17 protein-coding genes and 3 pseudogenes are annotated in these 24,572 nt (G+C 71.3%); 4 read left to right on the top strand and 16 right to left on the bottom strand.

Annotated elements, in window-relative coordinates; translation table 11 throughout:
* Positions 1 to 107 precede the first annotated feature (107 nt).
* The 3 genes and pseudogenes from AC07D6_RS31175 to AC07D6_RS31165 form a co-directional block, all read right to left on the bottom strand.
* Positions 108 to 2,687, bottom strand: coding sequence for a hypothetical protein (locus tag AC07D6_RS31175; protein WP_479049987.1), 2,580 nt, complete (start codon positions 2,685 to 2,687; stop codon positions 108 to 110).
* Entirely contained in the window at positions 2,684 to 3,325 is a 642-nt protein-coding gene (locus AC07D6_RS31170) for an SMI1/KNR4 family protein (RefSeq protein ID WP_479049985.1), read from the bottom strand. Before AC07D6_RS31170 ends, AC07D6_RS31175 begins: the two co-directional genes overlap by 4 nt.
* 64 nt (positions 3,326 to 3,389) lie before the next feature.
* Positions 3,390 to 3,769: pseudogene (locus AC07D6_RS31165) on the bottom strand (AMP-binding enzyme); the annotation flags it as partial.
* A gap of 286 nt (positions 3,770 to 4,055) precedes the next feature.
* Here AC07D6_RS31165 and AC07D6_RS31160 point away from each other — a divergent pair.
* Together AC07D6_RS31160 and AC07D6_RS31155 are read left to right on the top strand one after the other, a co-directional pair.
* Positions 4,056 to 4,229 carry a hypothetical protein gene (locus AC07D6_RS31160; protein WP_479049983.1) on the top strand — a complete coding sequence of 58 codons (174 nt, stop codon included), beginning with the start codon at positions 4,056 to 4,058 and terminating at the stop codon, positions 4,227 to 4,229.
* A gap of 82 nt (positions 4,230 to 4,311) precedes the next feature.
* Positions 4,312 to 4,512 (top strand): annotated as a pseudogene (locus AC07D6_RS31155) (hypothetical protein); the annotation flags it as partial.
* A 392-nt stretch (positions 4,513 to 4,904) separates the two neighbouring features.
* Here AC07D6_RS31155 and AC07D6_RS31150 read toward each other — a convergent pair.
* Positions 4,905 to 5,831, bottom strand: coding sequence for an RNA polymerase sigma-70 factor (locus AC07D6_RS31150; RefSeq protein ID WP_479049981.1), 927 nt, complete (start codon positions 5,829 to 5,831; stop codon positions 4,905 to 4,907).
* Between the two features lie 194 nt (positions 5,832 to 6,025).
* On the opposite strand from AC07D6_RS31150, the gene AC07D6_RS31145 reads away from it, so the two are divergent.
* On the top strand, positions 6,026 to 6,505 hold the full coding sequence (locus AC07D6_RS31145) for a carboxymuconolactone decarboxylase family protein (RefSeq protein WP_479049993.1): 480 nt from the start codon (positions 6,026 to 6,028) through the stop codon (positions 6,503 to 6,505).
* Positions 6,506 to 6,674: 169 nt separating this feature from the next.
* On the opposite strand, the gene AC07D6_RS31140 is transcribed toward AC07D6_RS31145, so the two are convergent.
* Genes AC07D6_RS31140 through AC07D6_RS31110 form a run of 7 tightly spaced genes read right to left on the bottom strand, consistent with a single transcriptional unit; the run spans position 6,675 to position 12,917 of the window.
* A complete protein-coding gene (locus AC07D6_RS31140) occupies positions 6,675 to 6,842 on the bottom strand; it encodes a hypothetical protein (RefSeq protein WP_479049979.1) in 168 nt (55 codons plus the stop codon).
* Positions 6,843 to 6,887: 45 nt separating this feature from the next.
* Positions 6,888 to 8,114, bottom strand: a complete 1,227-nt coding sequence (locus AC07D6_RS31135; protein WP_479049977.1) for a beta-ketoacyl-[acyl-carrier-protein] synthase family protein — start codon at positions 8,112 to 8,114, stop codon at positions 6,888 to 6,890.
* Complete coding sequence (locus tag AC07D6_RS31130; protein WP_479049975.1) at positions 8,111 to 8,371, bottom strand: acyl carrier protein; 261 nt, start codon at positions 8,369 to 8,371, stop codon at positions 8,111 to 8,113. The genes AC07D6_RS31135 and AC07D6_RS31130 overlap by 4 nt, the downstream gene beginning before the upstream one ends.
* A 10-nt stretch (positions 8,372 to 8,381) precedes the next feature.
* The gene (locus AC07D6_RS31125) at positions 8,382 to 9,389 is read right to left on the bottom strand and encodes an NAD-dependent epimerase/dehydratase family protein (protein WP_479049973.1); all 1,008 of its coding nucleotides are present in this window, start codon (positions 9,387 to 9,389) and stop codon (positions 8,382 to 8,384) included.
* Positions 9,386 to 10,963, bottom strand: coding sequence for an AMP-binding protein (locus AC07D6_RS31120; protein ID WP_479049971.1), 1,578 nt, complete (start codon positions 10,961 to 10,963; stop codon positions 9,386 to 9,388). Before AC07D6_RS31120 ends, AC07D6_RS31125 begins: the two co-directional genes overlap by 4 nt.
* Positions 10,954 to 11,904 (bottom strand): alpha/beta fold hydrolase, encoded by a 951-nt coding sequence (locus AC07D6_RS31115; protein WP_479049969.1) that lies wholly within the window; start codon positions 11,902 to 11,904, stop codon positions 10,954 to 10,956. Before AC07D6_RS31115 ends, AC07D6_RS31120 begins: the two co-directional genes overlap by 10 nt.
* Positions 11,898 to 12,917 carry a 3-oxoacyl-ACP synthase III family protein gene (locus AC07D6_RS31110; RefSeq protein WP_479049967.1) on the bottom strand — a complete coding sequence of 340 codons (1,020 nt, stop codon included), beginning with the start codon at positions 12,915 to 12,917 and terminating at the stop codon, positions 11,898 to 11,900. Before AC07D6_RS31110 ends, AC07D6_RS31115 begins: the two co-directional genes overlap by 7 nt.
* A gap of 159 nt (positions 12,918 to 13,076) precedes the next feature.
* Between AC07D6_RS31110 and AC07D6_RS31105 the strand changes: the two genes are divergently transcribed.
* A complete protein-coding gene (locus AC07D6_RS31105) occupies positions 13,077 to 20,483 on the top strand; it encodes an SDR family NAD(P)-dependent oxidoreductase (RefSeq protein WP_479049965.1) in 7,407 nt (2,468 codons plus the stop codon).
* A 352-nt stretch (positions 20,484 to 20,835) separates the two neighbouring features.
* Here the strand turns inward: AC07D6_RS31105 and AC07D6_RS31100 are convergent.
* The 5 genes and pseudogenes from AC07D6_RS31100 to AC07D6_RS31080 form a co-directional block, all read right to left on the bottom strand.
* Positions 20,836 to 21,018, bottom strand: a pseudogene (locus AC07D6_RS31100) (CorA family divalent cation transporter); the annotation flags it as partial.
* Between the two features lie 294 nt (positions 21,019 to 21,312).
* Entirely contained in the window at positions 21,313 to 22,167 is an 855-nt protein-coding gene (gene vph / locus AC07D6_RS31095; RefSeq protein WP_479049963.1) for a viomycin phosphotransferase, read from the bottom strand.
* 54 nt (positions 22,168 to 22,221) lie between these two features.
* Positions 22,222 to 23,343, bottom strand: coding sequence for an IS630 family transposase (locus AC07D6_RS31090; protein ID WP_479049991.1), 1,122 nt, complete (start codon positions 23,341 to 23,343; stop codon positions 22,222 to 22,224).
* Between the two features lie 97 nt (positions 23,344 to 23,440).
* Entirely contained in the window at positions 23,441 to 24,016 is a 576-nt protein-coding gene (locus AC07D6_RS31085) for an IS630 family transposase (RefSeq protein ID WP_479049961.1), read from the bottom strand.
* Positions 24,013 to 24,528 carry a winged helix-turn-helix domain-containing protein gene (locus AC07D6_RS31080; RefSeq protein WP_479049959.1) on the bottom strand — a complete coding sequence of 172 codons (516 nt, stop codon included), beginning with the start codon at positions 24,526 to 24,528 and terminating at the stop codon, positions 24,013 to 24,015. Before AC07D6_RS31080 ends, AC07D6_RS31085 begins: the two co-directional genes overlap by 4 nt.
* Between the last annotated feature and the right edge of the window lie 44 nt (positions 24,529 to 24,572).

The raw sequence follows: 24,572 nt of genomic DNA, 5'->3' as shown, positions 1-24,572 counted from the left end.
AACCCACCCCCACCACCGGCTCACACCGTCACACCGGTTCCACCCACCAAACCAACCAGCAGGCGAACGAAAACAACCTAAATCACCGGTATTGGCCCTATCCGCGCTCATCTGGTGCGGGTGCGCGGCTGGGCGAGGGTGCGCTCGATCCGGTCCAGGGAGGCTCCGGTTAACTGCTCGATCAGCGCGGCCCGTTCCTCATGGGTTGGCCGGGGCGGCCGTGGTCGGGCGTGCGGGGCGGTGAGCCATGCGACGGCGAGGGCGCGGACGGCCTGGTCCAGGACCGGGGCACGGAGGATCTCGCCGTCGTGGTCGTGCACGGCGTAACTGCCGTCGTGCTCTTCGAGGGCGAGTCCGAGTTCGTTCCCGTCCGCCAAGGCCATGAGCCGGCCGGGAGGCCAAGGCCGAGCATGTACGTCGTACCAGCCCTGGGCGTCATACCAGTCCGCCTTCACGTCGGCGAGCCAGCGGGCGACCCGCGGCAGGTGCTCGCGGTCGAGGGGAACGGTGAGGCTGTCGGCGGTCCGCTTGCCGAGCAGCGGCAGGCCGGAGGGGCTCGCCAGCGAGGCGCGGATCTCCTGGAACGTGCCGCGGCACAGCTTGGCGAACGGCAGGACGCGTCCGTGCAGGGCCGGTCCCCGGACGTGGTGTTCCTGCCCGTCGGCGTACCAGACCACGGCCGGTTCTCGGCGCGTGCCGCCCAGGACGACCACGGGATCGGTGTCGAATCGGGTGAGCCGCGGATGCCCGGTCCGACGGAACGTCCGTGACAGCGTGAGGAGCAGCAGACGGGCCAGATCGCGGTAGTGCGAGGCTTCGGTCGTCTCCAGGCTTCCCCGCTTACGGTGCGTGAGGGTGAAACCTTGCGGACAGCGGCGTACCGTCCAGTCGAGTTCCATGTCGCCGACCCGGAGCAGCACACCGTCGGGCGTGGGAAGGACGTGCGTCCCGGACTCCTCGGCCAGCAGGGCGGCCAGTGCCGGGGCGTGCGCCTCGTCCAGCGGGTCCGGCGCGGCCGGGGGCGGCTCCGGGAACCTCTCGGATGCCGTGCGCGCGCCGGCGCGGAACTCGCGCAGCCCGGTGTCGAAGTCGACCGCCGGGCCGGCGTGGTACACGGTGCGGTCCGCGGCGACGTAGATCTTCCCGCCGCCGCGGGTCTTCCGGGTGACGGCGACGGCGTCGTCGCCGAGGGGCACGACAACGGTGTCCGCCTCGTCGAGCGCGGTGGCGAACCGCGTGAACAGGGACCGGCCGTGCGCGGCGAGTTGCCGCTGGCGCGCGGTGAGTCCGTCGTCGGGCACGGGCCGGAACACCGTCGCAGGGGCCTTCGTGCCAGCGGGGGGCTCCGGGAGAGCCCGGACCGTCTCGTCGGCTGCGACGTACGCCTTCTCGCCGGTCCGCGACGAGGTGACGACGACGGCGTCCTCCTCGGGCAGCGCGGTGACGGGGAACAGAGGGCGGGAGTCACCGAATGCGGGCGGTCCCTCCAGGAACCGCCGGCCTCGTTCGGCGAGCTGCCGCTGCCGCGGCGTCAGCGCGGCCCAGGAGAGCCGTACCCGCAGCCACGTCGGCTGCTTGCCGGGCTCTCGGGGGAACCGCGCCAGATCCCGCTCGTACGCCTCCGGGACGACAGGAGGCAGGAAGAGCGGCTCGTCGTCATGGTCGAAGGCGGCCTCGGCGAGGTCGCCGGGGGTGAAGGTGAGCCGCACGGTGAACCACGTCCCGGAGTCGGGGGTGTACATGGCGGCGCGCAGTTCGGCGAGGGCTTCCTCGAACGCCGCTGTCGTCGCCACGGCCGCCGGCATGGGTGTTCCACCGTGCTCGGCCAGGCAGTGGGTCTGCGTGCGGCCGTCCACCACGGACGCGGTGAACCGGATGCGGTCCCATTCCCCCGGCTGGGCCGCGGCCAGCTCCGTCGCCAGTGTCTCGATCAGCCGGTCCGGCACGGTGTACGGGGGCCGGGGCACGGGCCCGGGTACCGTCGCCGTCCCGGCCGGACGAAAGTGCTCCAGGGGCGTACGGCGCCCGGAGCGGAAGACCTCGATCGCCTCATGCGGTGATGCGGCCGAGCCGGCGAACAGCACGGTCTCGTCCGCGGCGACATACACGCTCCCGCCGCCACGCACGCGGTGGGCGACCACCACCGCGTCGTCCTCGGGCAGCGCGGTGACGGCGAGCGGCACGTCCCCGCCTGCGGCCCGCCGCAGGAGCGCACGGCCCAGGCCGGCGAGCCGCCGCTGCCGCGGAGTGAGCGCCGTGTCGGCGAGCCGTTCCCGCAGCCACGAGGGCTGCTTGTCGGCGTCGCGCGGGAAGCGGGCCAGGTCGCGCGCGTACGCCTCCGGTCCCGGCGGGACCCGGAAGCCGGGTTCGTCGTCGTAGGAGAAGTCCGTGACGGCGCGGCCGGCCGCGGTGACCGTGAGCCTCATCGTGAACCAGGTGCCGGCTCCGGGAGTGTGCATGGCGGCGCGCAGTTCTGCGAGCGAGTCGGCCGGTGGGCGGGGCGCGGGCATGATCCGCGCTACCGTCCCTCCGTCGCGCACCACCCGGCACCGGACGGCCGTGTATCGGTCCACCACGGACGCCTCGAAATCGACGCGCTCCCACTCGCCCGGCACCGCCGCCGCCAGCTCCCTCGCCACCGTCCCGATCAATCGCGCCCGGGCGGAGAGCGGTGGTTCGCTCGTCATCGGGGGCCCTCTGTTCCGCCGGTCCGTGCGAGTGGTGCGGGCGTCAGCCCGTCTTCGGGGCGGACGTGTTGCGGCAGCTCCCAGCGCAGCTCGCCGTCTGGGGTCAGGTAAGGAGCGGCGAGGCCCACCGTGCCGCCGTGCTCCAGCACGTCGGCGACCTTGGTCAGGTAGGCGCCGAGCGAGGGCCAGGTGTCCTGGAGTCCGCTTTCGTCGTGGTGGACGGTGCCGACTTGGCCGTACGTCTCACCGGGGCGCAGGTCGACGACTTGAACGTCACCGTCGCTTTCCGCCCACGGCATCCACAGTGGGTGCCAGTCCGGTCCGTCCCCGTCCACCGGGTGGTCCTGCCGTTCGGACCACTTCAACAACGCCATTCCCCGACGCCGGAGTTCCACGATCCCGGCCACGGACAGCAGCGGCTTCTCCGGCAGCGACGTCCAGCTCTCCGCACCGTCGTGGCAGGCGAGGGAGTCCAGCAGGTCCTGTGGGAAGCGCAGCCCCATCTCCCGCTGCGCCCGCTCGACGTCGGCGGGGTCCGCGGGCGAGGACAGTTCGGCGAAGGTCCGGGGCGCGTGGGCCGCGAGCCAGGTGTCGATACGGCTCCAGGCCGCAAGCACGACCGACGAGTGATCTCTCATGGCCGGGATTGTCTCCCGGCCCACTGACAACCGGTCGATGCGGGCGTCGGGCGCCGCCCTCGGTGAACCGTTCCCGTAGCTCCCGCTTCAGGATCCTGCTGCTGGCGTTGCGGGGCAGTTCCGGTACGAAGACGATGCGTTTGGGCGCCTTGAAGGGCGGTGGGCCGTTCCCAGGCGTGGGTGATCAGTTCCTCCTCCGTGATTTCGCCGCGGAGGACGACGACCGTGACGGCCTCGATCCAGCGTGCGTCGGGCAGGCCGTTCACGGCAGCCTCGGCGACAACCTCGTGCGTGTAAAGGGCGTCCCCGACCTGGCGGGAGGCGATGAGGGCGCCGCCGGAGTCGGTGGACGTCCTTGGCCCGGTCGACGATCCGGAGGGAGCCGTCGGCGTCGCGAACCGCGAGGTCGCCGGAACGGAACCAGCCGTTGCGGAACGCCTCAGCGTGCGTTGTCACGTTGTTGGATGGGTGGCTGTCTGATGGTGTATCGGGGCGCGGTGGGCACGCGGTCCGGGTGTGTGCGCAGACTGTGGTGGGCCGGCCGTGTACGGGCGCAGGGTCCCACCCGTATACGGACACCGTGAGAACGGGCCGGTACACCGCATTCCGGAGCGAGACCTTCGGCACACGCGTACGGCGCCGACGCCAGGGCGATGGTCGACAGCCGGCAGCGGGGTGAGGTGGCAGGCTTGTGCCGCCCAGCCGGGCCCGGCTGTATGGGGAGGACCGCGTGCTGCGGTTCGGTGGCGGCCTTGCCGGTGGTGGCCCACTCGCGGGCTTCGGCGTCGGTGAAGAACAGCACCTGCGTCTCGCTGACGGATCCGCCGATGACGACCTGGGCGCGGCCGGGGTGCTTGATGGACTTCGGCGCCGGGTGGACATCCGCCAGGCGTTGACGCTGTAGTGGGCCAGGATGCGGGTGGCGAACCCTCTACCTCTACCTCTACCGCGGCGACGGCAAGGGCTACGCCTTCTCCGGCCGCGTCGGCGTCGGCACCGGGTGGGGCGCCTACAACGCCCTGGCCGGCGCGGGCGACATCACCGGCGACGGCCGCGCCGACCTCCTGGCCGTCACCTCCGGCGGCATCCTGTACCGCTACGTCGCCGCCCACACCGGCACGGCCAACCCCTTCACCACCCGCACGAGCCTCGGCAAGGGCTGGAACACCTACACCCAGCTCCACTGACCCACCCCGCGCGACCGGAGCCCCGACCAGCACCGGCCGAGGCTCCGGCGTTCCCCCACCGACCGACCGACCGACCGACCGGCCCGGCACCACGACGACGAGCCGCGCCCCCCCCGGCCACCTCGGCCCGGTGCGGCCGGTGGGTCAGTTGGAACCGAGGCCGGATTTGTGGCAGTTCACGGTGGTGACGGGGCGCGTCTGCGGGAACGGCCGTAGTTCCACGCCATCAGGGGTCTGGTCATGCCGTGATCGGGTTTTCGCCCGCGGTGACGCCATGGAGAAACCAGCTTCGGTAGCGACGCCGCCCTCTGCGACGAGCCACCACTCCCGGCGGCACGCGCTGGGAACGGCGACGGCCGGTAGGCGACCCACCTGGTAGAGCGGCCGGCGACTCAGCGGCTCACCGTGGTCTCGCGGTCGATGCGTGTCAGCTTCTCGGGGTTGCGCACGGCGTAGAGGCCGGTGATGAGGCCGTCGTCGATGCGCACCGCCAGGACGGTGTCGACCTTGCCGTCCAGTCGAAGGGTGAGCGCCGGGTAGCCATTGACCTGTGTCGGTTGCAGCGATACCGCGGTGCCGATCCTGCCCAGTACGTGGGTCACCCTGTCGGCGCCCACGACGGGCGCCAGCGCGGCCTGTACCACTCCGCCCCCGTCCGTCAGCAAGACGACATCCGGCGCGATCATGTCGAGCAGGCGCTGAAGATCGCCCGTCTCGATCGCCCGTTGGAACGCCTCGAGCGCGCCGCGGGTCTCGGCCGGAGAGACGACTTCCCGCGGTCGGCGCGCAGCGACGTGTGCCCGCGCCCGGTGCGCGATCTGGCGGACCGCGACCGGGCTCTTGTCGACGGCCTTCGCGATCTCGTCGTACCCCAGATCGAACACTTCGCGCAGCACGAACACCGCCCGCTCGGTCGGGGCGAGCGTCTCCAGCACCAGCAGCATCGCCATCGAGACGCTGTCGGCCAACTCGACGTCCTCGGCCACGTCAGGCGCGGTCAGCAGCGGTTCGGGCAGCCAGGGGCCGACGTAGGACTCCTTGCGCCGACGGAGCGTGCGCAGTCGGCTCAGCGCCTGGCGGGTGGTCACCCGAACCAGGTAGGCGCGCTGATCCCGTACCGCGTGGAGGTCGACGCCGGCCCAGCGCAGCCACGTCTCCTGGAGGACGTCCTCTGCGTCGGCGGCGGAGCCGAGCATCTCGTAGGCGACGGTGAACAGCAGGTTGCGATGGGCGACGAACGCTCCGGTAGCGGAGTCCGCGCGGCCGTCGTGAGCGGGCGGCTCGGCCGTGTTCCCTGTCGGCTCGCTGTGCTGGCTCATAGTCGGCTCCCGCTGTTCGCTCTCGACCGTGTCACGCACAAGACGCCGGCTCCAGCCGCTTCGTGACACTTGTGACCGGTGGCCTACGTCACATCGCTGCGCTGTCACAGGGACCGGGCGGCCGGCATCTCGTGTTCGTCAGGACGCCGCGAACGAACCGTGCGGTGCGCAACTCCACGAGTGAGGACGAGATCATGGAACCCCGTTTCAACCTGTTCGACAGCCCGACCGCCGCGAAGGTCGCCAAGCGGTTCTACAACGCCTCGTTGCCTCTGGAACAGTCGACGCTGCCGAAGCCCCTGAGGGAACTGGTGGAACTGCGGGTCGGCCAGATCAACGGCTGCGGTTTCTGCGTTGACGTCCACACCAAGGAGGCCGCGGCCGCCGGTGAAACCGCGCTCCGGCTCCACCTGGTCGCCACCTGGCGTCATTCCACCGTGTTCACCGAGGCCGAGCGGGCCGCGCTGGCGCTCGCCGAAGAGGGCACCCGGCTCGGCGAGCAGGGCGTGTCCGACGAGACCTGGGCCGAGGTGCGCAAGCACTACGACGACGACCAGGTCGGTGCGCTGGTCTGCCTGGTGTCCCTGATCAACGCGGCCACCCGGATGAACGTGATCGTGCACAACCCGGGGGGTTCGTACGAGCCCGGCATGTTCGCCAGCATGTCGAACTGACCGGCAGGCGAAGTGCGGCCCGGTCCAAGCCCGTTCCTTCCGGGCCGGGCCGGGCCCGCGCATGTCCGGCTCGCACGGGGAGATGGGGCGGACCGGAGGACCCGAAGTGGGGACGGGGAACTTTGTGACGGAGCTCCCGGCGGCTACGGCACGCCCCCCTCCCGCGTGGTCAGCGGCCCCACGTCACCTTCGGCAGTTCGGCAAGGCGGCGAGCACCCTGGAGCAGGGCGCTGACGTGGGTCTCGCCGTCGTCGATGACCAGGGCGGCGAGGTGGTGGAACCGAAGGTCGCGCAGGATGAGGTCGGGGGTGGCCTCGGCGTGGTGCCCGCCGAGCACGCCCGGTTCGCCGGCGAGGCCACAGTGGCCGTCGTCGGCCTGCGGTCAAGGGGCCCTGGTCAACACGAGGACCACGTTGTGGCCGCCGAAACCGAAGGAGTGGCTGACGGCGGTGTGCAGATCCTGCCGGCGTGGTCGTCGGGTGACGCAGTCGATGTCGAACTCGGGGCCCGGGGCGCGGAGGTTGGCGATCGGGGGCACGGTGCGGTGCTGGAGGGTGAGCACGGTCAGGGCCGCCTCGATGGCCCCTGCGGCTCCGCAGCTGTGGCCGAGCACGCCCTTCGGGGCGGTGACGCTGGGGCGGTGCGGCAGCACGCGGGCGATCATGGCTCCTTCGCCTGCGTCGTTGAGGGGGGTGGAGGTGCCGTGGGCGTTGACGTGGTCGATGTCCTGCGGGGCCAGCCCCGCCTCGGTCAGAGCGGCGCGCAGGGCCGCCTCCGCTCCTCGGAGGTCCGGGGCGGGTGCGGTGGGGTGGTGGGCGTCCGAGGTGCTGCCGCAGCCCGCGAGCCGGGCGCGGACGCCGGCGCCGCGTGCGGTGGCGTCATCAGCGCGTTCCAGGACCAGGACGCCGGCACCCTCGGCGAGGACGAAGCCGTCACGGTCCGCGGCGAAGGGCCGGGACGCCTCGCGGACCGCGTCGGTACGCCGGGACAGGGCCCCGAGGCGCCAGAAAGCCGCGGTCGTCAGCGGGGTGACGGCGGCTTCCGTACCGCCGGCCACGGCGATGTCGCACTGCCCGGAGAGCAGCAGGTCCCGGGCGACCGCGAGGGCGGTGGCGCCGGAGGCGCACGCGGTGGCCGGTGTGAGGCTGGGGCCGCGGGCCCCCAGGTCCATGGACACCTCGCCGGCCGCCATGTTCGGGATGACCTGGGAGACGGTGAGAGCGGAGACCATGTCGGGTCCCTGCTTCCGCAGTCGTCTGCCCTGTTCCTCGCGCACCGAGTCCGCGCCCAGGCCGCAGCCGATGACGACGGCGACCCGGTCGCTGTCCCATGTCGCCGGATCGAGGCCGGCGTCGTCGATCGCCTCACGGGCGGCGAGCACGGCCAGCTTCGCGTTCCGGGACATGCGCCAGGCCGTGCGTCCGATGCTCTGGTCCAGGGCGTCGGGCGGGGAAGGGACCCTGCAGGAGAAGTCGACGGGCAGACCGGCGAGTGCCGGGTCGTGTGTCGCGGTGCCCACGCCGCGGCAGACCGCGTCCCATGTGGTGTCCACGTCCGCTCCGCCCGGAGTGAGCAGGCCGAGTCCGGTGATGGCGACGGGCGCTGTCATGAGGGGTCCACCGCTTCGGTGGTCCGCGCCCGCAGGGCGTCCAGGCGCTCGACGACGTCGGCGACGGTGGTGTCGCGCGTGGCGTGCTCGCCGGTGATCCTCACCCCGAACTGTTCGTGGATGACGAGGGACAGTTCTGCCAGGGCGAGGGAGTCCAGGTCCAGTTGCTCCAGGGTGCTCCGCGGTTCGATTTGGTCCTCCGGGATGCGGAAGGTGCTGGTCAGGAGGGAAGTGAGGCGCTGGTAGGTGTCCGGCATGGTGGGTCCCCTATGCTTGCCGCCGTCCAGGAGAGGGCAGGCCGTTCCGGGTGAGTTCGGCGAGACCGGCGTCGAGCCCGACCGGTGGTTCGAAGCCGAGTCCGCGGCGTGCCGCGGTGAGGTCGAAATGGTGTGGCTGGAGAAGTTCCTCGACCAGGAAGCGGCTCAGGACATGGGTGCGGGAACTGCGGATCAGGCCCAGGCAGACGTCGCTGAGGGTGCCCGCGGTCCGGGCGAGGCGGGGCGGTACGGCGCACCAGGCGGCATCGATTCCGGTGGCCCGCAAGAGACGTTGAACGATCTCGCGCAGGGGACGCGGGTCGCCCTGGCCGATGAAGTAGGCGCGGCCGCCGGCCTCCGGTGACCGCCGGAGGCGGTCCAGGGCGAGGAGGTGCGCGTGGGCCGCGGTGCGCAGATGGGTGGTGTCGACGAGGTTGGCTCCGTCGCCGGGCATCAGCAGGCGGCCGGCCCGGACCGCGCGCGTGAGGGAGGGGACGAAGTGCGGGTCTCCCGGGCCCCAGATGATGTGCGGGCGCAGGGACACGGTGGCCAGACCGGCGCCGTGGGCGGCCAGGACGAGGGCTTCGGCGCGGGCTTTGGTGGCCGGGTAGGCGGCCAGGTGGCGAGGCGGGTACGGCACCTCCTCGGTGACGCCCTCCAGGCCGCCGGGCCGGAAGACGACGCTGGCGGTCGACGTGTACAGGAGCGTGCGTACCCGGTGGGCGCGGCACTGCGCGATGACGTGGCGGGTGCCGGTGACATTGGTGGCCCGGTACGGACCCGGCGAGCCGCCCACCCCGGCCAGGGCGGCGTTGTGGATGACGGCGTCGCACCCGGCGACCGCGCGGGAGACCGCGTCCGGGTCGGTGAGGTCGCCCAGGTGCTGCCGTACGCCCAACTGTTCCAGGGCGGTGCTGGGGCGGCGGCACAGGGAGGACGTGACGGTGCCGCGCGCGGTCAACTGGCGGCAGATCTCCCGACCCAGGAAACCGCTTCCCCCGGTGACCAGTACCCTCACCGTGTCCTCCCGCGCAGGCGCTTGGCGGCCCAGCCGGCGAGCCGCAGACGGTCGATCTTGGAGTTGTGCCGGGGGTCGGTGGGGAAGCCCGGATGCAGCAGCAGCGCGCCGACGCGGTGTCCCTCCGGGTGGCTCCGCAGGGCGGCGCGGACCGCGGCCAGGACAGCGGTCCGCTGCGCGGAGGGCGCGGCCTCCACGCACAGGACGGGGAACTGGCTCACGGCCGGGCCGACACCGACCAGGGCGGTGCGTCGGACGCCGGGTGCGGCGTCCGCCACGATCTCGATGTCCTCGGTGGTCAGGGCGAAGCCGGGGCCGGTGACGAGGTGGGCCCTGCGGCCGAGGAACCACAGTCGTCCCTGGTCGTCGAGCCGGCCCAGGTCTCCGGTGCGGTGCAGCACGCCGAGGTCGGTGGCGCTCTTGGTCGCCGCGTCGGCGTCGGGGCGTGCGTGGTAGGCAGGGCTGACGGTGGGGCCGCGGACGGCGATCTCCCCGAGTCCGGTGCGGTCGGCGTCCAGGATCCGCGCGTGGATGCCGGGCAGTGGCCTGCCCAGGCAGGTGCCGGCCTGACCGGCGGGTGGCCGGCTGAGCGTCTCGCGCAGGTCGTGGTCGCCGATCGCGGAGACCGGCAGGCATTCGGTGGCGCCGTAGACGCTGAGGATCTCGGCGTCGTCCGGTACGGCCCTGCGCAGTGCGTCGACGAGGTGGACGCGCAGCGGGGCGCCGAAGGACAGGACCTGCCGGACCGAGGGCAGGGTGATGCCGTGCCGGGCGCAGTGGCCGGCGATCAGGCCCAGGACGGCGGGGGAGGCGAGAATCTTGGTGACGCGGTGCTTCAGGACCGGCTCGACGAGCTCCTTCGGGGGTGTACGTGCCGGGGCCAGGTGGTTCACGGCCGGAGCGACAGTGGTCAGGCCGAGGAGCGGGCCGATCATCGCGATCGGCAGGAAACCGGCGAGGAGGACGTCGCCGGGCTGGGGGGACAGCAGCGTCGTGAGGGCGTCGAGCTGTCCGGCCAGGGTGGCGTGGCGGTACTCCGCGCCCCTGGGGCGGCCGGTGGAACCGGAGGTGAAGGCGATCACGGCCAGGTCGTCGGCGCCGGGCTCCCGCGACTGCGGCGACGGCTCCCGGACGGCCGGAACACCGGTCACCAGGCGCCTGCGCGAGGGGATCCACGACGGGCCGGTGACCAGGGGCGTCCGGACGTGCGGGCGACCCCATCCCAGGACCTTGCGCCCGAGGTGGGCCAGGGGTTCGCCGACGAAGACGTCCGGAGCGACCTCCTGAAGGCAGCGGCCCACCTCGGCGCGCGGCTCGATCAGGACGGGAACGGCACCGAGGGTGACCAGGGCGTAGGTGACGACCGCGAGGTCGTGGGCGTCGCGGGTCATGACGACGGCCTTGTGACCGGTACGGACACCGGCGTCGTACAGGAAATCCGCGACGGTGTGGCAGGCACCGAGCAGGTGGCGTCGGCTGGTCGTCCGGGCGGTTCCTTTGCGGTGCCGGACGAGCGCGGTGGCGTCGGGTTCGTCGGCCAGGCACCCGGCGATGTCGAGCACGGTCAGGGGCATGGGGGTCCTCGCAGGAAGTCGCGGACGCGGGCGCCGAGTTGGTCGGCGGCGTCCTCCATCACGAAGTGGCCCGCGTCGGGGAAGCGGTGGATGGCGGCGTGCGGGTAGCGGCGTGCCCACTCCTCCAGTACGAGCGGTGTGAACACCGGGTCGCGCATGCCCCAGCCGATCAGCAGGGGCACCGATTCGAGGCCGGTACCGGCCCGGGGGAGTTCGAGGAACCGCCAGGCGGGGTCGGAGCCGTCGCGCGGGATGGAACGCACCGCGTCGGTGACGGTCCGGCGTTCGGCCCGGCGGGCGAAGGGCCTGAGGAAAGCGCGGCGCTCGGCGGCGGGCAGTCGCTGGTGGACACCGACGCGGACGGCGGTGCGGGCGAAGCCGTTGGTGAGGTGCACGGCGTCGGCCACCAGAGCGCTGTCGCGGATCCAGCGCAGGTAGAACGGCAGCCGGAAACCGGCCGGCCAGGGGAAGGCGATCGTGTTGCAGACGACGAGACGGGCCATCACGCCCGGGTGCCGCAGGGACCAGGCGACGCCGAGCGGGCCGCCCCAGTCGTGCACGACGAACGTCCACCCCTGTTCCGGCAGTCCTCGATCCCCTACCAGGTGTCGGTGGAGGACGTCCAGGTGGTCCAGTTGCGTCTGGTGGAAGGCGGTGCCCGCGGAGGCCGGCCGCAGGTGCCGGGACAGGCCGAAGCCCGGCAGGTCCGGGACCAGGCACCGGGCGTGCGGGGAGAGCCGGTGGACCAACTTGCGCCAGGCGTAGCTCCACGACGGGTTGCCGTGCAGGAACAGCACCGGATCACCGGCTCCGACGTCGAGGTAGTGCTGCCCGGTCGCCGGTACGCGCTGCCAGTGGCGCGGGTCCGGGTAGCCCGGCATCGTCCGGTTCAGAACCGCGGACCGTTCCGCCGTGCCGCGGCCGGTCTGGTGGGTCACCATCGGACGAGGGCCATGCCGAAGCTGAATCCGCTGGCCAGGCCGATCATCGACACGATGTCCCCCTCCTCTATCCGGTCGGTCTCCCGGGCCTTGACCAGTTGCAGGGGAAGGGAGGCGGCCGCGCAGTTGCCGTGCTCGGCCACCGCGGGCATGCACCGGTCCTCGGGCAGGGACAACGTGTCGATCACCTCGCGGTACTGCGGCATGGCGATCTGGTGGAAGGCGACGAAAGCGCCGGCGCGTGCGGCACCGAGCAGGTCTCCCGCCGCCTCCAGGATCTCGGGGAGCAGGTCGAGCGCGTTCTGTCGCAGGTTCCCGTTCAGGCGCAGGGTGAGGTGGTCGTCGTGTACGGAACGCCCGTGCAGGGTGCCGCCGCCGGCCACGGTGCAGGATTCCCAGGCGGTGGAGTTGCTGACGAAACGCATGTCCAGGATGCCGCGGTCGTCCGCCGCGGGTGCGGCGGTGAGGACCATGGCGGCGCCGGCGTCGGAGGCGGTGTATCCGGGCAGGGCACGCAGCAGGGCCTGCCGGTCGGGCACGTTCCAGCGGGTGACCAGGGAGCCCACCTCGCCGCAGGCGATGAGGACCGTACGGTAGCGGCCGGCCGCGATGAAGGACGCGGCCACTTCCATGGCGTTGAGGAAGCTGTTGCAGGCGTTCTTGACGTCGAACACGGGGCAGGAGGCGCTCAGTTTGTCCGCCACCAGGTGTGAGGTGGCGGGTTCGATCATGTCCGACGAGGTGGCCGCGAACAGCAACAGATCGATGTCCCCGATCCGCAGCCCCGCTTCGTCGAGCGCCCTGCGTGCGGCCACCACGGCGAGGTCCGAGGAGGTCTCCCCGTCCTCGCGCACATGGACACCGCGCACCCCGGTGAGGTCTTCCAGCAGGCCGGGAGGTGGTGCGTAGACACCACTACCGGCGATCTTGAGGCGGCTCTCGTCCAGGGTCCGGTAACGGGGCGGCAGGTGAGCGGCGACGGCCATGACACGGGCACGGGTGGCTTCGGGCACCGGGCCACCGTAGCGGTGACGTGACCATGCCCGGACCGGAAAACGGTCCTATACCACTCCAATGAGTGAGTCGCGTTGATTTCCCCCTTTGTGGCCCTCTCAACCCGGTTCAATCCGTACTAAGCCCTTCAACCAGTGCGAAATGGCGGGTAGATGGCGATGCAGCAGCGTGAGCGTGCCGTAGCGGTGGTGGGTGTCGGCTGTCGGCTTCCCGGGGGGATCACGGACCTGGACGGCTTGTGGGCGGTGCTGCGGGACGGGCGGGACATGGTGGGCGAGATGCCGCCCGACCGGCTGCCCAGGGACCGGGTGGTCGACCCGGGAGCGGTGCGTCCGGGGCACAGCTACACGGCTGCCGGAGGCTTCCTGTCCGACATCGCCTCGTTCGACGCCGGTTACTTCGGCATGTCCCCCGCGGAGGCCCGGCACACGGATCCGCAGCAGCGGCTGCTGCTGGAAATGGCCGCCGAGGCACTGGACGACGCCGCCATCCCGGCGGAGTCGCTGGCCGGGTCGGACACCTGTGTCTACGTGGGCGTCTCCGAGCTCGGCTACGGCACGAGCATGATGATCCGGCACGACCACACCAGTCCGCACACGATGCCCGGCGCCGCGCTGTCCCTCACCGCGAACCGGCTGTCGTACGCCTTCGACCTGCGCGGGCCGAGCATGGCCGTCGACACGGCTTGCTCCTCCGCCCTGGTCGCGCTGGACCGCGCCTGCCGCACCCTGCGCGAGGGCACCAGTCGCGTCGCCCTGGCCTGCGGCGTCAACGTGCTGATCAACCTTTACCCCTTTGCCGGGTTCTCCTACGCGGGCATGCTGTCGCGCCGCGGTCGCTGTGCGGCGTTCTCCGCCGACGCCGACGGCTTCGTCCGCGCCGAAGGAGGTGCGGTCCTCGTTCTGAAGCGGCTCGCCGACGCGCAGACGGACGGCGACCGCGTCCATGCCGTGCTGCAGGCGACCGGCAGCAACACCGACGGCCGCAGTACCGGCATGATCGTCCCCAGTGCCGAGGCGCAGGAGGCACTGCTGACCGCGCTCTACGCCGAAGCCGGTATCAGCCCGGACGACCTGGTGTACTTCGAGGCCCACGGGACCGGCACCCAGGTCGGTGATCCCGCGGAAGCCCGGGCCATCGGCCGGGCACTGGCGCGGCACCGCCGCGGCGGTCCGCTGCCGGTCGGCTCGGTGAAGACGAACCTGGGCCACCTGGAGCCCGCCTCCGGCATGGCGGGCCTGCTCAAAGCCGTCCTCGTGCTGCGCCACCGGCTGGCACCGGCCTCGCTGCACGCCCTCCCGCTCAACCCCGCGATCGACTTCGACGGCCTGGGCCTGACTCCCACCGTCGAACCCGTCCCGCTCACCGTGGGGGAGAACGCCGCGGTGGGCGTGAACTCCTTCGGTTTCGGCGGGGCCAACGCCCACGCCGTCGTCACCCTGCCACCCGCCACCGCCCCGTCCCCCTCCCGGCCGGAACCGGGCATGGGCCCGCTGCCGCTGGTCGTCTCCGCCCGGTCCCCCAAGGCGCTGAAGGAGCTGACGGCCCGCACGGCGCGACGCCTGCGGGAGTCACCGCCCGAGGCGTTCTACGACCTGGCGTACACCAGTACCGTGCGGCGCAGCGCACATCCGCACCGCACCGCGGTCCTGGCCACCGACCCGCAGGACGCCGCCCGGCAGTTGGAGCGGCTGGCAGCGGGAAAGGCCGCCCGCGGGGCGACCGTCCGCCGCGGCGAGCGGGGCGGAATCGCGTTCGTGTTCTCCGGCAACGGCTCCCAGTGGCCGGGCATGGCCGCCGACCTGCTGAGGCACGAACCCGTCTTCCGCGAGGCCGTCGAAGAAGCCGACGCGGCCCTGGCGCCGCGTCTGGGCTGGTCGGTGGCCAAGGAGCTGGCCCGGCCCTCGCCCTCCACCTGGCAGCGCACCGAGGTCGCCCAGCCGGCCCTGTTCGCGGTGCAGATGGGCCTGACCGCGCTGCTGGCCTCACACGGTCTGCGGCCGCGGGCGGTGGCCGGACACAGTGTCGGAGAGATCGCCGCCGCCCACGCCGCCGGAGTTCTGACCCTGGAGCAGGCGGCGCTGGTGATCACCGAGCGCAGCCACACCCAGGGCGCGACGGCGGGCCGGGGCCGCATGGCCGCCGTCGGCCTGCCCGAGGAACGGGCACGCGAGGAACTGCTCCGCTACGACGGAGCCCTGGAGATCGCCGGTGTCAACAGCGAACGCGATGTGACCGTCGCCGGCTCCGCCGACGCGCTGGCGGTCTGGGGCGCCGAACTCGCCGACCGGGGCGTCATCTTCCACGAGCTGGATCTGGCCTACGCCTTCCACAGCCGCGCCATGGACCCCATCGAGGAACCGCTGCGCGCCGCCCTGGACGGCCTCACCCCGTCCGCCGCGCGGATCCCGTTCGTCTCCACCGTCACCGGTACGACGCTGAACGGGCCGGAACTGGACGCCGGATACTGGTGGCGCAACGTCCGTGAGCCCGTCCGCTTCGCCGAGGCCGCCGCCCGCCTGGCCACCGACCACGCCGGCATCCTGGTCGAAATCGGACCGCATCCGGTACTGCGCCCCTACCTGCGGCGCACCGACGCCACCTACGTCGCCACCCTGCACCGCGACGGGGACGGCCCCCGCGAAGTCACCGCCGCCGTCGCCGCCCTGCTCGCCGCCGACGTCGGGACCGACTGGTGGCACCACTTCCCCCACCCCGGTGAGGTGGTCGACCTGCCCGCCTACCCGTGGCAGTACGAACGGCACTGGCACGGCACCCCCGGAGATCTGATCTTCCTTACCAGCGGCACCGGCGCGCTGGACCACCCACTGCTGGGCGAACGGATGCCCGCGCCCCACCCGGTGTGGCACGGCACCGTCGAACCCCAGTTGGTTCCCTGGTTGGGCGACCACCAGATCGGCGACGACGTGCTCATGCCGGCCGCCGTCTACGTGGAGATGGCGTTGAGCGCCGGCCGCAGGGCCATGGACCGCCCGGTCGAGGTCCGCCACCTCGAGATCAGCCGTCCATTGACCCTGCCATGGCCCGACCCCACACCCATCGCCCTGCAGACCGCGGTCACACCCGACGACGGCGCCCTGACCATCAGCGTCCGCGAAGAACACCACGGGGAGTGCCGGCCCGCCGTCCGCGCCCGGGTCCGCACCCTGCTCGGCACGGCACCACCCCCTCTGGACATCGGCGCGCTCACCGCACGCTGCCACCGGTGCCTGGACGGCGCGGACTTCTACCGCACCTGCCGAGCCGTCGGCCTGAACTACGGCCCCGCCTTCCAGCTCATCGACCGCCTGGACGTCGGTGACGAGGAGCTGCTGTTCACCTACCGGCTCCAGCACGCCGCCGACGGCCACACCGTCCACCCCGTCCTGCTCGACGCCCCGCTCCAGGCCACCGCTGCCTTCTCCGAGCAGATGTCACAGCCCATCCCCTTCCTGCCCACCGTCTTCGGGGCGGTACGCGTGTGGCGCACCCCGGCGCCCACCGGCATCGTCCACCTGCGCCGCCGTCACCGCAGCGACAACGAGAACTGCTGGGACATCACCTACGCCGACGACGACGGTACGGTCACCATCGAGATCGACGGCTGCCGCACCCGCCGCGGACGCTTCCTCGAACTGACACCCCTGACCGTCCAGCGCACCGTCCTACAGGCCGCGCCCGTGCCCGGCCCTCCCCTTCCACCCCCGCCGCTTCCCGCCCCCGCCGAGCTGGTCCGGGCGGCCGAACCACGCATCACGACCGCCCGCACCGCCCTGAACGACAGCGGCCACCATCGGTTCACCGCCGCGGCGGAACAGGCCGCAGCGCACTGTTGGGCGCAGACGCTGCGCGGACTTCTCTCCGCCCCCGCCCGCCCCTTCTCGACGCGCGAGCTGGTGGCTGACGGACTGCAGCCCCGCCACCGGCGGCTGGTGCGGCTGATGATGCCGCTGCTCGAAACCCACCGGCTCGCCCGGGCGGAAGCCGACGCATGGCGACTGACCGACGTCGAAGCCGACGGAACAACGCTGCTGCGACGCCTGGTGGAGGACCACCCCGCGTTCGGTGCCGAGACGCTCCTCCTCAACCGCTACCTGCGCCACCTCCCCGACCTGCTCCGCGGACGCGTCGACGCGCGCGATCTCATGCCGGAGGGGGACACCACGTACGAGCAGTTGCGGGAGACCAGTCCCGCTCACCGCTTCACCCACCGTGTCGTGCAGGCCCTGCTCGGCGACGTCGTCGCCCGCTGGCCGGCCGACCGGCCGCTGCGCGTCCTGGAAGTCGGCGCCACGACCGGCGCGTTGACGGCGGCGGCGCTGCCCGTGCTGCCGGCCGACCGGACCCGCTACACTTGCGCCACCACCACCCGTAGCGTCCTCACCCGAGCCGAACACCGCTTCTGCGACCACGGCTTCGTCGACTACCGCGTCCTCGACCTGAACACCGAGCCGACCGAGCAGAACCTGCCTCGCGCCGGCTTCGACCTCATCCTCGCCGGTGACGCCCTGCACACCACCGTCGACCTCGAAGCCACCTTGCGCCACCTGCGCACCCTGCTGGTGCCCGGCGGACACCTCTTGGCCACCGAGCCGCACCACGCACAGCTCCATGGCGTGCTGTTCGGCAGTACGGAGGACTTCTGGGAGCGCGGTGACCGCACCCTGCGTCCCACCTGCCGCGTCCTCGCACGCGAACAGTGGGTTCCGCTGCTGCACCGGTGCGGATTTCCCGCCGTGGAGCAGACCGGCCCGGCGGACCGATCCGTCCTCCTCGCCGCGACGGACCCCGGCCCGGCCGCCGACAGCGGTCTGCCGCGACCCGTCCCCGGCGTCAGGTGGCTGGTCGCCGTCGAGGACGGCACCGAGACACCGACCGCCCAGGCCCTCGCCGCTCTCCTCGACACGGCCGCCGTCGTCCCCGCACCCGACGAGGCCACCGCCTGGAGGACTGCACTGCCCGCGGACACCGGACCTCGTATCGTCCTGCTGCTCGCCGAATCCGGACCGGGGCAGACCGTGGAGCGGACCACCCGCCGCGCCGCCCTGCTGCGCGCCCTGGCTGCTGGTTGCGAGACCCTTCCGGGCAGCGCAGAACCGCGTGTGTGGCTGGTCACCCGCCCGACCGGCCTGTTCCCGGTTCCCGAGCAGCCCACACATCCGGACGACGCGGCCGTCTGGGCGGCCTGCCGCACCCTCGCCAACGAACGTCCCGACCTGTCCCTGTGCCGCGTCTCCTGCCACCGCACCGGCGACCCGCAGGCCGACGCGCGCCGCCTGGCCGCAGAGCTGCTCACCCCCACCGACGGCGAAGGCGACCGGGAAGACGAGATCGTCCTCACCGCGCAGGGACGCTTCGTACCCCGGCAGGTCCAGCATCCGGCGAACGAACCTCCCGCCGCCGCCGGTGACCGGCCGTTCGTGCTGGAGGTCCGCGATCCGAGCCTGCAGCGCCGCCTCGTCTGGACGCAGACGGACCTCCCCGAGCCCGGACCGGGCGAGGTGGTCGTCGAGATGCGGGCCGTCGCCCTGAACTACCGTGACGCCATGCGGGCCAACGGCCTGCTGCCACCCGAAGCGGTCGAGGACAGCCCCTCCAGCCGGGGGCTGGGCACCGACGGCGCTGGTGTCGTCCACGCCGTGGGCGCGGGCGTGGACGAGGTAGCCGTCGGCGACAGGGTCTTCGGCATTTTCCCTGCCGCCCTCGCCTCCCATGCGACCACCCCCTCCGAAACGCTGGCCCGCATCCCGCACGGCATGAGCTTCACCGAAGCGGCCACCCTCCCCGTCGCCTTCCTGACCGTCCACCACACGCTGGTCGACCAGGCACGCCTCGGCACCGGTGAGACCGTGCTCGTGCACGGGGGAGCCGGAGCGGTGGGACTGGCCGTTCTGCAATGCGCTCGTCTGCGCGGAGCCCGGGTCATCGCCACTGCGGGAACCCCCGCCAAACGAGACCTGCTGCACGCCCTCCGAGCCGACCACGTCCTGAACTCCCGCAACCTGGACTTCGTACCCCGGGTACGGGAACTCACCGGCGGACAAGGCGTCGACGTGGTGGTCAACTCCCTCAGGGGCGAGGCCATCGCCCACAGCCTGGACCTGCTGCGGCCCAACGGACGCTTCATCGAGCTCGGCAAGAATGACATCTTCCTCGACAACACCTTGCCGCTCCGTTCCTTCCACCGCAGTCTGACCTTCACCGGATTCAACCTCGACGCCGTGCTGCTCGACCAGGTGCGTGCTGTGCGCCTCCTGGAAGATGTCGTGGCCCTGGTCACCCAGGGCGCTTACCGGCCACTGCCTCACACGGTGCACCCCGCTGCCCGAGTCGACGAAGCCTTCCGGCTCCTACAGCACTCCCGGCACACCGGGAAGGTCGTCATCTCCTTCGACCCGCTCGACGAGCCCGCCCGTGTGGAGCCCGCCTGCGGACGGCTCGCTCTCGACGGCGACGGCACCTATCTGATCACCGGCGGCCTGAGCGGACTCGGCGCCGCCACCGCCCACTGGCTGGCCGACCACGGCGCCCGGCACCTGGCCCTGCTCTCCCGCCGCGGTCCCGACGCCCCGGAAGCACCCGCGCTGCTGAGCCGGTTCGCCGCACGCGGAGTGAACGCCACCGCCTACGCCGCCGATGTCACCGACGAGACGGCCCTGCGCCGTGTCATCGAGAGGGTGGACGCCACCGGCCTCCGCCTGCGCGGCGTCGTCCACGCCGCGATGCACCTGGACGACGCCCCGCTGTCCGACCTCACCGATGACCGGTTCGCCGCCGTCCTCGCGCCCAAGGCGGCAGGCGTGGCACTGCTGGACCGCCTCACCGCCGACCACGACCTGGACCTGTTTCTGGCCTACTCCTCCGTCTCCGCCAGCATCGGGACGCCCGGCCAGGCCGCCTACGCCGCGGCCAACGCCTACCTCGAAGCCCTCATCCGGGACCGGCGCAGCCGAGGGAAGCCGGGAACGGCACTGGCCTGGGGGCCGATCGGTGAAACGGGGTACGTCGCCCGCTATGGCATGGAAACCGCCATGTCCGAACGAGGCCTGGAACCCCTCGCACCCGCCCAGGCCCTGGCCACCGCCGCCCACCTCCTGCCCGCCGGAGCGGACGTCGCGGGAGCGGGCCGCTACCGCTGGGACACCGCATGCCACCTGCTGCCGTCCCTGGCCACCCCCCGCTTCAGCCGTCTCGCCCCGTCTTCCGCGGCTTCTCCGGACGCCCGCGACGAGCTGCTGAAGACACTGGCCGGCCTTCCGGCGGACGACGCCACAAACAAGATCACGAGCATCCTCGTCCAGCTTCTTACAACTGTTCTGCAGACCGATCCCGACGACCTGGACCCCGCCCGCAACCTCACCGACTTCGGACTCGACTCCCTCCTCGGCACGCAGTTCGTGGTCCGCGTACGTGACCTCTTCGCCATCCGCATCACACCCGCCGACCTGTCCACCGGCCGTACGCTGCACAAGTTCGCCCGTCTGATCCACCAGCGGCTCACCGCGGACACCGCGAGTCAGGCGGAAGGAGCGGGAACGGCCCAGGCCGACTCCGTCTCCGCGTGACGGCCGGCCGCGGGACATCGCGGGGACCCGGCTCACCCGGACGAGGGCGGGGCGCTCCGCTCCGCGCGCGGCCCATGAACGCTTGCGACCGGGGGTGAGGGCGGCCAACGCGCCGCCCTCACCCCGTACGCAGCCGTCGGCGCGGGCGTCGAAGACACGGACCTGTCCGTCCGGGGACGGGCCGTCCACTGCCGCCGCGCCGTAGCGGGGCGCGGAAGAGCAGGTAGGGGAGGGGAACGCCCGCTCCCCAGTACCGCGCGTTCTCCCCGGATCCCCCCAGGGCCCCGGAACGACCCTTCCTAGGAGTTCGCTTTTGCGAAGAAAATTGATGGAATCGCGCTGCAGCCTACAGTCAGTCTCGCCGCTTGAAGATCACGTACAGGCTCATGCGCACTGCTGCCATCAGCAGGATCGTGAACGGGGAGCCGCCCGCCCAGTGCAGCTCCGGTATGTGGTCGAAGTTCATGTCGTAGATGGTTCCCACCAACGTGGGCGCAAAGAGAATGGCAGCCCACGAGGAGATCTTCTTGAAGGTGTCCACCTGGTGGCGCTGACCTGCGTCGATGAGGGTGCATACCTCCCTGACCTGCGTGGATGAGTCTTTCAGCGTCTTTCAGGGCTGTGCCGCGTTACGCGGTCGATTCTCCCCACATGCTCCCCAGCGCCGTCCATACTCCCCAGACTCTCCCCAGGAAGTGCCGCCGCCGCGGGCGGTGGTGGCGCGGAGGCTAGCGCATCGGAGGGGCTGCCTAGTGCTGTGACCGCATAGATTATTCGCCGGGTTGCTGTTGCTGCGAAGTGCTCGATGAAGCGGATGTGCCGGTGTGTGTCAGCGATAGTCGGCCAGGCCGTCCGCGAGTTCTTCTTCGTCGCCGTCGCGGATCGCGTAGAGGGCTTGCTGCAGGGCGAATGTGCCGCGGATCGCGGCGATGCGGGTAAAGAGTCCGTGGTTTGACCAGTTGCCCAGGGCGAGCACCCGCTCCAGGAGCTCAGGGCCGTAGCTCGCACCGATGGCTGCGAGGTCCTCGGCCGGGTCGCTGAGCGTGACGTCGTCCCAGTCGAGTACTCCGGAGAGATGCGGCAGGCCGTGCGTCCACTCCCACAGGACGTTTTCGGCACCGAGGTCGCCATGCACCACTGCTCGGGTGAGGTGGGGAAGGCTGTCGACTGCTTCGAGTTCCCTCTCGGCCCGCAGGCGCCCACTCTCGGACATTAGCTGGAACAGTTCCGCGCGCACGTTCTCCACGAACCGCCGCCACCGGCCTTCTGTTGCCTGAGGGAGAACTGCTCGTACCGTCTCGTCGGTGCCAGCACGGGCCAGACCGGACAGCAGCGTGGCGTACTGCGCCGCCACGGTGCCGAGCACCTGGGCATCGTTGAGGGCGTCAATCTCCAGCGGTTCCCCGGGAATGCGGCTGAGTACCAAGAACGGCGCCTCGTCGGCGCCGCCTTGGAGCAGCGGCTCAGGTGTGCGGAAGCCGAGGTCGAGGCCGGCGAGTACGTGTAGCAAGGCCACCCGCTGGGGCAACCGGGCGGCCGCTGCCCGGGTGCGAGGCAGGCACACAACGCGGTCTGAGCCAATGACCACGTCGTGGAATTGCCCCTGACATACGGCAAGGTCGTCCGGTTTGTCGTCGGGCAGCAGACGGCTCAGCAGAGCGCGGTGCGTCGTACGGATGCTCACGAGTGTGTCCTCTGGATCCTTCGATGGGTCGGAGGCGATGTGCACGAAGTGCTGTCAGGCCGCGCCAGCGAGCGGGCGTCCGCCCCAGCGAATGCCCTTCTCGCTGCGGATGCGGGCCCGTTCTCGGCGTTGAGCGGCCAGGACGTCGGGATGGCGGGCGTTGACGTTGCGCCACCGCAGATAGGCGTGCATGGCCCGGGTCTGTACGGGGTGGCTTCGGTGGTTTGAGTTGGCCAGAGTGAACTGCCGCAGCGGCCCGAAGTGGGCCTCGATCGGGTTGGCCCAGGACGCGTAGGTTGGGGTGAAGCACAGCTCGACCCGGTTCTTCTTTGCCCAGCGCCGGATTTTCTCGCCCTTGTGGGCGGACAGGTTGTCCATGATCACGTAGATCGGGGCGTCGTCCGGACGGGCGGCCCGGATCGACCTCAGTGCGGTCAGGGTGTTCGTGGCCCCCTTCTTGCGGCGGTTGACGCCCCACAGGGTGTCGTCGCCTATGGAGTAGCAGCCGTGGAAGTAGCGAACTCCATGGGTGCGGTGGTAGGTCGCGGGATGCCGTTCGGGGCGGCCCTGCTCGGACCAGCACGACCCGCCGGTGGGGCGGATGCCGAGTGGCCCGAACTCGTCGGATGCGAATACACGGTCGGGGAAGCGGTCCAGGATCTCTTCGATGCGGTCAAGCTTGGCGTCGCGGTCGGGGTCCGGTGACTCTTTCCAGGTCTTGGTGCGCTGGAAGGTGATGCCGTGGCGAGCGAGCAGGCACCGTAACGCCTCACGGCCGATCCGGATCACCCGGTCGTGGACTTTCCGCAGGTAGGCGGCGAGTTTGCGGATAGACCAGCGGGTGAATGGCTGGCCGAGTTTGGTCGGGCGGGTGGTGGCCGCCTGGACGACGAAGTCCTCGTCGTCAGGACTGAGCAGACGGGGACGGCCTCCCGCCCAGCGAGGGTCCAAGCAGGCCAGGCCGATCTCGTTGAACCGGTGGATCACGTCGCGGACGGTGTCCTCGTCGGCCTGCACCAGTTGGGCGATGACCGTGACACGGTTCCCGCCGGCGGAGGCCAGGAGCATCGTCGTGCGACGGTAGCGCACCGAACTGGTGCTGCCCCGGCGCACGATCTGCTGCAGCTTCTGCCCTTCCTGGTCGGTCAGTCTGCGCACACGGACAGGCTTGGCCACCACACCCCCACGTTCGGAACGAACTTCACCGCCCATCCAACCGCTCCAACTACCAACCCGGCGAACCTATTCGGTCACAGCACTACTGATCTTTCCGTTAGTTGGGTGGGGTTGGTGGGTGGATGGTGAGGCCGGTGTGGGTGAGGAAGGACCAGGGCAGTTGCGGGTTGTCGTTGATGCGACGGATACCTTGTTCGGTGGCATCGGCGACATCGGCGAGGTGATCGCCGGCGAGGTTGGCGAGCTCGCGTTTCTTCAGCGAGGACCACAGCAGTTCCACCGGGTTCAACTCAGGTGCGTAGGCGGGTAATCGCTCCAGGGTCAGCCAGTCCTGCTCGGTGACCCAGGCCCGCATGTCCCGGCTCCAGTGAGCCGACAGCCCGTCCCACACCAACACCACCCGCTCGCCGCGGTAGAACACCTTCATCTGCTCCAGGACCTCAATGAGGCCGGCGGTGTCGTAGCTGCCGGGCTTGAGGTGGAAGCACAACCGAGGACCTCGATCGGGGTCGGTGGAGTGGTAGCCCAGGGCCCCGGCCATCGAAGCGCGTTTCCAGTTCAGCCGGTGCCGCAGGAGAGGTGTGCGGCCGCAGGGTGCATAGGTGCGGCGGACCTGCGGCAGCAGCGACACTCCTGATTCGTCGAGAAAGACGATCCAGGCACGTGTGTTCACCGCCCCTTTTTGATCCGCGGCCACTCATGAGCGATCCAGCGGGCGATCTCCGACTCATTCCTCTCCACCGCCCGCCGCTCAGGGCGTTGCGGACTCCACCCGAGCCGGCCGGTCAGCAACCGCCACACCGACGCCCGCGACAGGACTACTCCGGTCACCCGCTCGATGACCAGGCCGACCCGCTCCAGCGTCCACAGATCAGCCTCGAACCCATGCGCCTGAGCGCCTTGCTCCAGCGCGGTCCGCACCTGTTCAACCTGGGCATCGTCCAGCTTGGGCGGACGACCGGTGGCCGGACGCCGACGCAAGGCGTCAACGCCGCCCTCCTCCCAGACCCGTTTCCACCGCCGCACACTTTCCTCGCTGACCCCCAGCATCCGAGCGATCTCGGCACCCGAACGCCTCTGATCGAACAACTCAGCCGCCCGCACCCGCCGGGCCTCGGCCAACTGCGGCCGTGTCAAAGGGGGAACGACAGGCTCGGAACCGAAAGACGAAGGCTTGAAAGACACGAGCCCAGGGTCCCACCAACGAGCCCGCCACACCCACAGAACTA

This window comes from Streptomyces sp. NPDC045287 (assembly GCF_056432325.1).
This window is presented reverse-complemented; position numbering and strand designations above follow the sequence as displayed.